Raw genomic sequence first — 13,535 nt, forward strand, 5'->3', positions numbered from 1 at the left:
GAAGGTTATTCTGTCATCGGAGTGGTCTGAGCAACCTTAATATAAATTTTACTTGGAGGTGAATCCCTCAACCTGAGGGAAATCATTGGACGGAATAATAGCCTTGAATTTATTTTTAGTAGCCGTATTTATAGGTCTGACAGCCTTTTTTGTTGGAGCCGAATTTGCAATTCTTAAAGTACGGATGTCCCGAATCGATCAATTGATCTCGGAAGGGAACAAAAAGGCAGTACTGGCCAAGAAAGTGGCGCACAACCTGGATTATTATCTGTCGGCATGTCAATTGGGGATTACCATCACGGCGCTGGTATTGGGAGCCTTGGGTGAACCTACCGTTGAGAAAATGCTGCATCCGCTGTTTGAGCGAATGGAAGTGCCGGCGGCGTTGTCTACCGTGCTTTCCTACGGTATCGCTCTGGCGATCATTACGTTCCTGCACGTGGTTATTGGTGAATTGGCACCAAAAACGCTGGCGATTCAGTTTGCAGAGAGAATGACGCTGCTGCTGGCACCACCACTGTACTGGTTCGGTAAAATCATGAATCCGTTCATCTATGCGCTGAATGGAGCTGCTCGTCTGTTGCTTGGTATCTTTGGTGTAAAACCTGCCGGGCATGATACCGTTCACTCGGAGGAAGAGCTGAAACTGATTATGGCACAGAGCTATGAGAGTGGCGAGATCAACCAGACGGAGCTGGACTATCTCAAAAACATTTTTGCTTTTGATGAGCGTTTGCTTCAGGAGATCATGATTCCACGAGATAAAATTGTTACGTTGAATAAGGAAATGCCGCTTGATCAGATCATTGAAACGCTGAATCGACACGAATACACCAGATACCCTGTTATTGCGAATGGGGATCAGGCGCACTTTGTGGGCTTTATTAACACAAAAGAAATGTTGACGAGTGTGGCTGCGGGCAGAGACTTTAATATGGAGACATTTGTCCATAACACGCCGAGTTTCTCCGAGCGTTCTCCAATCAAGGATGTGCTGATCCAGATGCAGCAAAGCCGTGTACACATTGCTACCGTGAAAAACGAGGCAGGTGCTACGGTAGGTATGGTTACGATGGAGGATATCCTTGAAGAGATTGTCGGAGATATCAAGGATGAATACGAGCATAAAGATTTGGTGAATCCACCAAAAAGAATGAAACTGGTTTAAGAAGCAGTAATACAAAATTGATACAGGAATACGAAACAACTAATCAATCGTTATAACGCTAAGCAGGTTCCCGATGTAATCGGGGCCTGTTTTTTGTATTAAATCTTAATTTTAAAATAAAAGCTTGCATCTTGAGGTCCAATGGATTAATATAAATTTAAAGAATCTTAATTTAAAGATAAATTGCAAAAAGCAATAAATAAAAGAAGCAAAAACAACCTATGATACAACTAAAACCAAGGGAGTGGAGATTATGTTCAGAACTTCAGGAATTCATCATATTACAGCTTTTGTTGACGATGCGCAGAAAAACGTTGATTTTTATGCAGGTGTGTTAGCGCTCAGACTGGTGAAAAAAACAATAAACTTTGATGCACCGGACGTGTATCACTTGTATTACGGGAATGAGCAGGGTGCACCGGGCACAATTATTACCTTTTTCCCACAGCAGAATTCAAGAAGAGGTGTCATTGGGTCAGGTCAGACTGGAGTTACCGTATATGCGGTTCCTGTAGGAAGTCTGCCTTTCTGGAAAGAACGTCTTGCTTCCTTCGATATTCCATATGAAAATAAAACCAGATTTGGTGAGCAGTACATTCGTTTCTTCGACAAAGGTGGTCTGCTGCTTGAACTGGTTGAGCGTGAAGGCGGTCAGCCAAGCAACTGGAGTTTCAACGGTGTGACACCGGAGCATGCCATCAAAGGATTTGGCGGAGCTGTATTGTTCAGCCACGTTCCTGAGAAAACCATGGACGTCTTGGTGAGCAAACTGGGTCTGGAGCAAGTCGGTGAAGAGAACGGACTTCTTCGTCTTCAGGCAAGCGGCGATATTGGTCAGATCATTGATATTCAGTCCACAGGTATCCAACGCGGGATTGGTGGAGCCGGAACGGTTCACCATATTGCATGGCGTGCCAAAGATTACGTGGAACATGAACAAATTCAGCAGGATCTTGAACAATCCGGATATCATCCAACGCCTGTCATTGACCGTCAATACTTCAACGCTGTGTATTTCCGGGAGCCGGGTGGTATACTGTTCGAACTGGCTACGGATCCTCCGGGATTTGCACGGGATGAACCAGCAGAGAGCATGGGTGAGAAACTGATGTTGCCTGAATGGTATGAACCACAGCGTGAGCAGATTGAACAATTGTTGCCACGAATTGAAGTACGTGAATGGAAAGGAGAGTCCAAATCATGACCACAACCAATACAATGAAACATGTCTATAAAGCAGGTGCTCAGCCGGATGCGCCAACAATCCTGTTGCTTCATGGCACAGGCGGAACCGAGAATGATCTGATCGGTCTGGCGGAGATGATCGCACCAGGAGCTGGCATACTTGGGGTGCGGGGTAATGTATCGGAGAACGGGATGCCCCGTTTCTTCCGCCGTCTAGCCGAAGGCATTTTTGATGAAGAAGATCTGATTGCTCGTACGGCAGAGCTGGGATCTTTTGTAGATGCAGCTGCGGTGGAATACGGTTTTGATCGGTCCAACGTGTATGCACTGGGTTACTCTAACGGTGCCAACATTGCGGCAAGCTTGATCTTCCATCAAGCAGATGTATTCAAAGGTGCAATTCTGCATCACCCGATGGTACCGTTGCGCGGACTCGAACTGCCGGATCTGAAAGGTCTGCCTGTGTTCATTGGTGCGGGCGAGAACGATCCGATTGTACCAAGACGTGAAACCGAGGAACTTGCTTCGCTGCTCAGCGGTGCAGGTGCCGATGTAAACACGCATTGGGAGCGTCAGGGTCATCAGTTGACTCGTACCGAGGCAGAAGCCGCGGCAGCTTGGTTTAAGACTCAGGCGTAAATTGGGTGGATAGACGGTTATGAAACGTATAGAGACAGCTTGATCGTGAAGATCGGGCTGTTTTCTCTTTTTATTTTGATCATCGTTAGGAAGAAGAAATGATTGACTTGTGTTATGCAACCGTTACTAACCGGGTAAACATTTGAATGTGTAGTAGATAACCTTGTATGCTTAGTGATATAGCTATGTATCAACATCATGAACTGGAGGGGTTAATGTGGAACGTAACATCAAGGAATTGGTACAGCGGATGACACTGGAAGAAAAAGCGGGCATGTGCTCGGGACTGGACTTTTGGCATCTGAAAGGGGTGGAGCGTCTTGGCATTCCATCCATCATGGTGACGGACGGACCTCACGGGCTGCGCAAGCAGGATGGAAGTGCAGATCATCTAGGTCTGACGTCGAGCGTTCCTGCGACCTGTTTCCCGTCTGCGGCAGGACTGGCTAGTTCATGGGACAAGGAGCTGGCGCGTCAGGTCGGGGTGGCTTTGGGTGAGGAATGTCAGGCCGAGGATGTAGGGGTACTGCTTGGACCGGGTGTAAATATTAAACGTTCCCCATTGGGCGGACGTAACTTTGAATACTTTTCCGAAGATCCGTTGTTATCTACGCAGATGGCTACCGGTCATATTCAGGGTGTGCAGAGCCAGGGTGTGGGTACATCTCTCAAACACTTTGCAGTTAATAATCAGGAAGAACGGCGCATGTCGATTGATGCGGTGGTGGATGAGCGGACGCTGCGTGAGATCTATCTGGCGAGCTTCGAAGGTGCAGTGAAGGATGGACAACCATGGACAGTAATGTGTTCCTACAACAAGGTGAACGGTACGTATGCAGGTGAGAATGAATGGTTGCTTACGGATATTCTGAAGGACGAATGGGGACACGAAGGTCTTGTGGTATCAGACTGGGGAGCGGTCAATGAACGTGCAGACGCCCTTGCAGCGGGATTGGAATTGGAGATGCCAACAAGCGGTGGAATTGGTGAGCGTAAAGTGATTGATGCTGTAGAGAGCGGACAACTGCCGCTGGACAAGCTGGATCGGGCAGTGGAGCGTCTACTTAAGCTGATCTTCAATGCCGTTGATCAAAAGCAAGAAGGGGCTACATATAACAAGGATGAGCATCACCAACTTGCGCGCAAGGTAGCAGCCGAGAGTATGGTTTTGTTGAAAAATGAAGAAGGTATCCTGCCGCTGGGACGTGAAGGCGAAGTGGCGTTAATCGGGGCATTTGCGCGCAAACCTCGCTTCCAGGGCGGCGGCAGTTCCCATATTAATCCGACCAAAGTGGATGATATTGTGGAAGAGATGACCCAGGTGGCTGGCGAAGGTGTAACCTTCTCGTATGCCCCAGGTTATCGGATTGAAGCGGATGATGTGGATGAGACATTAATGCATGAGGCTGTTCAGGCAGCGCAGTCGGCGGATACCGCTGTTGTGTTTGTTGGATTGCCAGATCGTTATGAATCCGAAGGGTATGATCGTGCCCATCTGCGTCTGCCTGACAATCATATTCGGCTGATCGAAGAGATTGCGAAGGTTCAATCACGTGTGGTCGTGGTGCTGAGCAACGGATCTCCAGTAGAGATGCCATGGCTGCCTCAAGTACAAGCCGTGCTTGAAGCTTACCTTGGTGGACAGGCTGTTGGTGGAGCGATAGCTGATCTGTTGTATGGTGAGGTGAATCCGTCCGGTAAACTGGCAGAGACATTCCCTGCCAAGCTCAGCCATAATCCATCTTATCTGAATTTCCCGGGCGAAGGGGATCGTGTCGATTACCGGGAAGGTATCTTTGTTGGTTACCGCTATTATGACAAAAAAGAGCTGGAGCCACTGTTCCCGTTTGGCTACGGACTGAGTTATACGACATTTGAATATGCTGATCTGAAGGTAGATCGCACAGAACTGACAGATCAGGATGAGGTGAATGTGCAAGTTAGGGTCACCAATACCGGAGACAGAGCGGGCAAGGAGATTGTACAGGTGTATGTCAGCGACGTAGAGAGCAAAGTTATTCGTCCGGTCAAAGAACTGAAAGCTTTTGCCAAGGTGGATCTGGAGCCTGGAGAGTCCAAAGAAGTGAGCTTTACACTAAATAAGCGTTCATTTGCCTATTACAACGTAGATATGAAAGACTGGCATGTGGAGACCGGAGAGTTCGATATTCAAGTGGGCAGTTCCTCACGGGATATTCATGTGCACACACGTGTGAACGTAGAGTCTACAGCAACATTCCTTCCAACCTATACGCGTAATAGTACATTGGGGGATATCCAGCGTGATCCTGCTCACAAACAGCTGTTGGACCAGGCTTTGCAACAATTTCAGGAAGCCAGTGGGTTCGGCGGTGATGATGCTGGTGATCACGCAGATATGATGGATGCGATGATGAAATATATGCCACTGCGGGCACTGGTTGCGTTTAGCGGTGGGGCCATGACGGAAGAAGCGATGAATGAACTTCTGGAGCAGCTGAACAACAAGGATCATGGTATTCGGGGATAAGGGGCTGCGCCCTTAAACCGAGTAGACATCCATCCTTTGATTAACCGATTACGATTATGCGCTACGTGCAGGAACTGTGCACGAAGCAATAAGAAGGTGTATGAGGGCCAGCGGCATAGTGGCTGGAACAGTTACCCGATCCGATCATGGATCGGGTTTTCTTTTTGCATAAGGAAAAAGGAGGGTTAACGGAACGGCGGGATGTGGGGTGATCCTACAACGTGACAGAGGTGACAGGACTGCTATAACTTGCTGAAGCAACATGGTTGTGGTAAAGGATGGATTATTCTATAATGAAGTAATTGATAATCATTTTCAATTAGATTCGGTGAAAGATGACTATGCATCTAATCAGGAGGGGAACATGAATCCTAACCCTAGCTCACATACATTTGGCTCAAGTGCGTTTGTTCAGACCCGCGATGGTCGAAAATTACATTATATGTCCAGGGGAACAGGAGATCTGACGGTGGTGTTTGAATCCGGTATGGGCGCCTCCAGATCGAACTGGGGACTGGTTGCACCAGCAATTGCTGAGCATGCACGTGCAGTCGTGTATGACAGGGCAGGGGCGGGACGAAGTGATGTGGATTCGGCTTCACGCAGCCTTGACCGAATTGCAGAAGATCTTGGGGAGCTATTGACGGCTCTGGGTCCGGGCCCATTCATTCTGGTTGGACATAGCTGGGGAGGTCCGATTGTACGGGCTACGGCAGCTGCACATCTATCTCGATTACGTGGCATTGTTCTGGTAGATCCATCAGACGAGCATTGCGAAATGTATTTTTCCAAGCTTACTAAAAAGAGCTTTGCCATCAATGGTTTCATTATTCCAATCATGGCGCGGACTGGCTTATATAAGATGCTTGGCAGCAAAGCTGGAAGTGTTCAGCCTGACGATGTGGCAGCGGATCACCTCAAGGAGGATTTCACTGTTCGGGCAGCCAGCACGATGCTTGCGGAAGGTAAAACATTTTTGGATGACATGGCAGCACTGCTGGAACATCCTCCGGCTCTGGGTGATCTGGAAGTTAGCGTGATCTCGGGTACGAAACCGGGCAAGGGAGAAGCGAAAATCAGACCTGCCCTCATCACGGCGCATCGCCAGACGGTGAGCCAGCTGTCCAATGCGAGATGGATTGGGGCCGATCAATCGGGACATATGGTTATGTATACAGACCCTCAGGTCATTATCGACGAAATTGTCCGAATGATAAATGATGTGAGCTCAGGCGCAAGAAGAGATCAAAAGTGATACAATACAAAGAAAAGCAGTGCGCGACATTGCTAGACCATAAAAGCGGAGTGTGGAGACAACATGAAACCAGTTGAACAAGAACCAACGGGAACCACAAGTCCCGGTCGTGCCAGTGTTGGCATGGAAGATATCGTGCGCGCACATCATGTGCTGCGTGAGGTCATTGTTAGAACGCCGTTGCAGCGGGATGCTGTATTGTCGGCCAAATATAACTGTAATGTGTATCTGAAAAGGGAAGACCTTCAAGTGGTGCGTTCGTTCAAAATCCGAGGCGCCTACAATATGATTCGCAGTCTGACACCAGCCGAGATGGAGAAGGGTATTGTCTGTGCAAGTGCGGGCAACCATGCTCAGGGTGTCGCTTTTAGCTGTAATGCGCTCGGAATTAACGGCAAAATCTTCATGCCGAGTACAACGCCGAACCAGAAGGTGAAGCAGGTGCGTCGCTTTGGTGGAAACAACGTTGAAGTGGTGCTGATCGGAGATACGTATGATGACGCTTATGCTGAAGCGATGCGTGCATGTGACGAACAGGGCATGACGTTCATCCACCCTTTTGATCAACCCAAGATTATTGCAGGTAATGGTACGGTAGCGATGGAAATCATGGAAAGTCTCGATGAGAATGCCGACTATGTGTTCGTGACAATTGGTGGCGGAGGGTTGGCAGCCGGCGTGGGAACCTACATGAAGACCGTGAGTCCAGAGACACGCATCATTGGAGTTGAGCCACTTGGGGCAGCTTCCATGAGTGAGGCGATGTTCCGCAAACAGGTTGTGACGTTGGATGATATAGATAAATTCGTGGATGGCGCAGCGGTGAAACGGGTTGGTGATCTCACCTTTGATATCTGCAATAGTATACTTGATGACATTGTGAAAGTGCCAGAAGGCAAAGCCTGCACAACTATTCTGGAGTTATATAATGAAAATGCGATTGTTGTCGAGCCTGCCGGTTCCTTGGCTGTTGCGGCACTTGAGCAGTATCGTGAGCAAATCGTGGGCAAGACGGTGGTCTGCGTAATTAGTGGCGGTAACAACGATATCGACCGGATGCAGGAGATCAAGGAACGTTCCCTCATATATGAAGGTCTGAAGTATTATTTCATGGTTAATTTCCCGCAGCGTGCAGGAGCTTTACGTGAATTCCTGGAGGAAGTTCTAGGGAAAAATGATGATATCACCCGGTTTGAATATACGAAAAAGCATGATAAGGAAAATGGCCCTGCCTTGGTGGGCATCGAGCTGATGTACAAGGAAGATTACCACCCGCTCATTGAACGCATGAACCGCAAAGGTATCGCCTATACCGAGCTGAACAAAAATCTAAATCTGTTCAACATGTTAATCTGATGAATGATTCCAAGATGCAATTAGATCACCAAGAAAAATCTCCTCTGATCAGACCTGCGCGCATAGAAGATGCTGATCAGGTCATTCCTTTGCTGTATCAGGCGATAGGAGACATTGCATACGCGCTTGCGGGTGAGGCGGATCATGAGAAGGCGATGCAGATTTTGCAGGAGTTCTATGTACAGGAAGACAACCGGATTAGCTATCGTCATGTGACAGTGATGGAGCAGGATGGGTTGATTGCGGGGATTCTGGTAGCCTATGATGGCGGTGAAGCAGATCGTCTGGACCAGCCGATTTTGGATCGACCTGGAAGAAGCCGGGATGAGAAGTATGCATTGGTCAAAGAAACCCGTCCGGGGGAGTATTATCTGGATACTCTCTCAGTAAGTGAAGCTTATCAGGGGCAGGGCATCGGCCGGGCACTGATGGCTGCTTTTGAGCAGCAGGGCAGAGATCTGGGTCACTCGCAGGTATCCCTGATTGTAGAACGAGACAACGGCCGTGCGCTAATGCTGTACGAACGGCAGGGATATGTCAAAGACGATGTGATTGTCATCGCAGGACATGAGTATAATCATATGGTCAAACCGATTCAATAGAGCAGGAAGCTGACGGGTTAAGTCAGTTTTGAATATAGAAGCAAGAAGAAACCGCCACAGGAGCGAATCCTGTGGCGGTTTTTGGTATGGTGAGATGTTTAAGTTTAGCCTGAATTTTAGCCCGGATATTAACTCTGGGGAACGGATTAACTCAATAATTCGCATAGTCGCTGACCGGCACATTCTGCTCAAGCCATTTCTCGACAGCAGCTGTTTTCTCGAATTTGGCTTCGGTTACGATGTCCATGAACTTTTCGAGTTTCCTCAGGAAGGCACTGTCTTCGGATGAGTTACGTTGTAAGACAGCTTTGTAACCTTTCTGGGCATTGGCTGTCATTTTGTTCGTTTCATAGTCAAATAAAGGTGTATTATTCAGGCCATAAAACGTATACAAGGTATAGTTATTCATTAGCTTCTTCACCTGTTGTAACCGATTGGACTTCGGATATTCGTTCAGGAATCGTTCCTGATTCAAAGCGCGATTGAGTATCTCCTGATAGCCAATGACCAGTGCACCATCATCGGCGGCAAGGTTGCTGGTTTCGACCGCCATGATATTAATGTATTGTTTGATGTCTGGTTTCACGTACGAGATATATTTCTGAAAAGCCATATAATTCATGATCGGATAGAGGGAACCTTCCAGCATAACCAGGCGATAACCGCTATCCCGTGCTTGCTGGAGCAGTGCACGCAGACTGGCATCGTTGGTGCGGCTCATCAGTTGGGTGAAGCTATCATTCCACTTGTAGGCTTTGATCATTTTGTCCTGAACGTTAGGAACGAGCAGGCGGTCCGTCATGGCTGTTAACGCCTTGTTGCGGGCATTCTCCAGCTGTAAGACCATTAGGGTTGCATGATGAGTTGTAACTTGATCGATATGAGATTCGAGATAAATATCCGCGGCAGGCAAGCCGTTCTTTTTGTAGAGCATGGACTGAAATGTTTTATATATCGTTGTTGAACTGGCAGTCGTGACTTTGGTATCTGTACTGGAAGATGCGGCAGCAGCGACTCCGGATAATGGAGCGACAGCCGTTTGGAGCAGCATGAGGATGGTGGTAGCTGTAATGAAGGTGCGCATGCCTTTACGTTTGGCAGATTGGAACGATGATGTCATAGATATGAACCTCCCGTAGTTGAGAAAATGATAGGTGTTGTTCACTAGTCACTATACATTAACCCAATTGGTGCAGGATGTGGTTGCGGAATGGTGACAAATTCTTCTGTTATTTTTAACTTTTGGAGGGTGGAAGATAGAGGAAGATTTCTGAGAAAATAATTTTTGTACAACTGGAAACTTTTGAGCCGATCGGAACGTCTTAGTTGTGCATAGGTAAATACAGGAATTAATGAAAAGAACAGCGAATCTATTTCGATGTTAACTAAATGCGAGAATGGGGATATGGGATATGAGGAAAGCGGGAGGAAAACAAGTGAAGAAGGTAATGTCAGCGCTGGCTGTATCGGCCATGCTGATGTCCGCACTTCCAACGTCGGTTATGGATGCAGCCGCAAGGATCAGTATATATATTAATGATGCAGAGTTATCATCTGCTCAGGCACCTGTGATGAAAGGTGGACGCGTACTGGTTCCGCTTCGGTCGATTTTTGAAGGATTGGATGCGAAGGTACAGTACACGAACAGAACCAAAACGATTGTTGCAACTCGCGACGATCAGGAAGTAACTTTGACACTTGGTTCCAAAACGGCATACATCAACGGGGAAGCGATATCGCTGGATGTACCTGCGAACACGATTAAGGGCAACACAATGGTTCCCATTCGTTTTGTCAGTGAAGCTTTTGGAGAGAAAGTATTCTGGAACTCGCGCAATCAACGTGTAGATATCAAGACAACGGCAACGCCACCAGTGGATGAGACACAATATGCTGCATGGAACATCTATGGTTCGGTATCCGGAAGTAACGGAGATGGTCGTGACCTGACGGTGAGCTTTACACGTCCAACTTCAGAGAAGGCGGTATCTGCCTACCGGATTATGTTGGTGAAAACTCGTGATGTGAATAGCTTCACGGAGTCCTCAGCAACTGCCGTACCTGCTGCGAACTATACATCCATTACACCGAATGGCAGCAACCCGAAACTGACGCTTAATGCACAGACGCGTGACGTAAACGGGGATCTGCTCAACAGCAATGAAACGTATCGCCTGTATGTACTGACTGTTGGAAACAGCAGCAATAATTATAAAAATGCATTGAACTGGTCTTCCCAAGCATTGAAGCTCAATAATGTGAAATCCACAGTACAGGCGGTTACAAGCCTGCGCGCCGCAGATATTAGTGACTATGGCGATGGCCGCGATCTGGAAATTAACTTCACGCAGCCGAGCACAACATCGAACATTACGTATTATCGTGCTTTTGTTGTTAAAGCGAAGGACTCTTCAGCGTTCAATCTGGCTGCAGCGAACAAAGTTTCCAGTGCCAACTCCACGATCATATACAAAGGAAACAGTACCGCAGTGAAAAGCCAGCTGACTTCTTCAACACGGGATACGTCCGGCGAATTGATTAAAAGCGGCACAGCGTATGTGGTCTACATCTTGTCGGTAAGCACTAATACAACAACAGACAGCAAGTTGTCCGCGGCATCCTCTTCACTTACGTTGTCCGTGAACACAGCAACATCTCCGGTAATTACGCAAGTGAGAGATAACTCGGATTATGGAGATGGTCGTGATATTCAGGTGAGTTTCAACCGTTCATCGGATGAGTCCAAGGTGGCGAATTATCGCGTCTTTGTGGTGCGCAACTCGGTTGCCAGCAGCTTCAATCTGACAACGGCAAGTAACCTGTCCTCCAGTCTGTACTATACGGTGAATAAAACAGGTAACAACATTACAACGACTTTGCCTTCATCCATGAAGGACACAAGTGGTTATAACGTAACGAATCTGCAAGATTATCGCATCTTTGTGATGGCGGTGGGCAACCAGCAAAATGGATACACCAATGCGCTGTCAGCTTCCTCCACTGTGCTGAGACTTACAACGAACGGTAACGCGGGAGTTATTAGTAACTTGGCTGTTGCTGATATTAGTGACTACGCTGATGGGCGCGATCTGCGGGTTTCTTTCAACAAAGCTGCGGATGAATCCAGAATCTCTGCCTACCGAGTATATGTCGTTCGTTCCGCTAATGTGGGCAGCTTCACACTAAGCGCAGCTAATGCGTCGAACAACTATACACAAGTAAACAAAACGGGTGGTAACCTGTCAGTTACGCTTCCAAACTATGCAGTAGATACCAATGGTTACACCATTACGAATAACGTTGCTTATCGGGTATTCGTGCTGTCGGTGAATAACAACGGAAACTCCAGTCAAAATGCTTTGTCTGGTTACTCTTCACAAATTACGCTGACACAAAACGCGGCTGTTACGGCTCCGAGCAATGTAGTACCATCTGATATTGGGGATACTGGAAATGGTAGTGATCTGCGTGTGACGTTTAATAAATCTGCGGATGAGACAAATGTGAATCATTATCGAGTGTTTGTAGTGAAGGCGGGTAGCACGTTTAATCTGAACACAGCGAATGCAGTGAACAGCGCGTATTACAGAACCGTCAGCAAAACGGGAGCTAATCAGACTGTTAATTTTACAAGTACTTCGAGAACAGTGAATAACGAACCGATTCTTAATGATGTGGCATACCAAGTATATGTAATGGCTGTGAATAACAATGCTTCTCTGACGAATGCATTGTCATCGCCTTCCGGTGCCATTACTCTAACTTCAGCTACTGCCGTGGCAGCAGTGAGTAATGTGAAGGTGACCGTCAAAGATCAGGGACAACAGGCAGGTAACCCTTCCGATGTAACTATCAATTTTGCCAAAGCATCGAATGAAACGGGAATTGCTAAATATCGTATTTTCATCGTGCCCACAAATCAGGTAAGTGGTTTCACTACAAGTACAGCACTTGGCATTAATTTCTATACTGATCTGGAGACAAGTAGTGCAGGTACTTCAATCGTATTGAACAGTGGATACCGTGATATTAACGACCGTGCGCTTTCCGTTGGACAGAAATACAAAGTGTTTGTTATGTCGCTGTCCAATAGTACATCTCGCGCATCCAATCTATCACCAGCTTCCAATGAGTTTAATATCTTTGCACAAGCAACTGCGGTTCAAACTGCCACTATAACAGGCCTTCAAAATACAAGTACTGTAGACGAGGCAAGTTATAAGCTTACCTTTACTAAACCATCTCCTGAAACTGGAATTTCTGAATACCGACTCTTTATTGTTAAAGGAACAGATAATTTGGATATTACTACAGCAAGCTCTAACACTAGCTACCCAATTGGAAATCCTGCAGCGGTTGAAGTTACTTTAACGAAATCAGCTATAGATTCAACTGGAGCCAATCTGGTGGAAGGAGGCGAGTACAAGGTGTATATTCTTTCAGTTGCTGCAAATACAACAACGAATAAACATACACCTTCAGGCCCATCGGATACATTCAAGCTTGAAAAAGCTCAGCCTACGCCTACACAGGAGCAGACGTCTACTACCAATCCACCAGCCTCAAGTGAGGGGCAAACACCTCCACAGGGGTGAATATAAAAAGTTACACTGAAACAAACTCGAACCCCCTTTCCATCCGGAAAGGGTGTTTTCATTATGTATGAACGACAATCGTCTGGCGTGAATTTCAAACTCGCTTTTTGAAAATCTTGTCGTCAAAAAGGTGCCTAAGACCATTGTTACATCGGGAACAAATAATGGATAATAAAGGGAAGTTGGCTATATAGATTGAACTAACATTTACATGAAACGGAGTGGC

Annotated in this window: 9 protein-coding genes; 8 read left to right on the forward strand and 1 reads right to left on the reverse strand. The window is 47.0% G+C overall.

The window, feature by feature from the left end; all coding sequences use genetic code 11:
• The first annotated feature begins 85 nt into the window (after positions 1-85).
• From MKY44_RS03880 to MKY44_RS03910, 7 genes are all read left to right on the forward strand, one after another.
• The gene (locus tag MKY44_RS03880) at positions 86-1,168 is read left to right on the forward strand and encodes a hemolysin family protein (protein WP_124118555.1); all 1,083 of its coding nucleotides are present in this window, start codon (positions 86-88) and stop codon (positions 1,166-1,168) included.
• A gap of 253 nt (positions 1,169-1,421) precedes the next feature.
• On the forward strand, positions 1,422-2,372 hold the full coding sequence (locus MKY44_RS03885) for a ring-cleaving dioxygenase (RefSeq protein WP_074093485.1): 951 nt from the start codon (positions 1,422-1,424) through the stop codon (positions 2,370-2,372).
• A gap of 14 nt (positions 2,373-2,386) precedes the next feature.
• Positions 2,387-2,992 carry an alpha/beta hydrolase gene (locus MKY44_RS03890; protein WP_341009776.1) on the forward strand — a complete coding sequence of 202 codons (606 nt, stop codon included), beginning with the start codon at positions 2,387-2,389 and terminating at the stop codon, positions 2,990-2,992.
• Between the two features lie 217 nt (positions 2,993-3,209).
• Entirely contained in the window at positions 3,210-5,501 is a 2,292-nt protein-coding gene (locus MKY44_RS03895) for a beta-glucosidase family protein (protein WP_341006080.1), read from the forward strand.
• A 364-nt stretch (positions 5,502-5,865) separates the two neighbouring features.
• Positions 5,866-6,756: an alpha/beta fold hydrolase gene (locus tag MKY44_RS03900; protein WP_341006081.1), complete on the forward strand. Its 891-nt coding sequence runs from the start codon at positions 5,866-5,868 to the stop codon at positions 6,754-6,756.
• 63 nt (positions 6,757-6,819) lie between these two features.
• Positions 6,820-8,112, forward strand: coding sequence for a threonine ammonia-lyase IlvA (ilvA, locus tag MKY44_RS03905; RefSeq protein ID WP_036606060.1), 1,293 nt, complete (start codon positions 6,820-6,822; stop codon positions 8,110-8,112).
• A gap of 14 nt (positions 8,113-8,126) precedes the next feature.
• A complete protein-coding gene (locus MKY44_RS03910; protein ID WP_341006082.1) occupies positions 8,127-8,714 on the forward strand; it encodes a GNAT family N-acetyltransferase in 588 nt (195 codons plus the stop codon).
• Positions 8,715-8,865: 151 nt separating this feature from the next.
• On the opposite strand, the gene MKY44_RS03915 is transcribed toward MKY44_RS03910, so the two are convergent.
• Positions 8,866-9,834: a hypothetical protein gene (locus MKY44_RS03915; RefSeq protein WP_341006083.1), complete on the reverse strand. Its 969-nt coding sequence runs from the start codon at positions 9,832-9,834 to the stop codon at positions 8,866-8,868.
• 316 nt (positions 9,835-10,150) lie between these two features.
• Here MKY44_RS03915 and MKY44_RS03920 point away from each other — a divergent pair, with 316 nt between their 5' ends.
• The gene (locus tag MKY44_RS03920) at positions 10,151-13,309 is read left to right on the forward strand and encodes a copper amine oxidase N-terminal domain-containing protein (RefSeq protein WP_341006084.1); all 3,159 of its coding nucleotides are present in this window, start codon (positions 10,151-10,153) and stop codon (positions 13,307-13,309) included.
• Positions 13,310-13,535 lie beyond the last annotated feature (226 nt).

This window comes from Paenibacillus sp. FSL R7-0026 (assembly GCF_038004485.1).
GTDB classification, from domain to species: Bacteria; Bacillota; Bacilli; order Paenibacillales; family Paenibacillaceae; genus Paenibacillus; species Paenibacillus xylanexedens_A.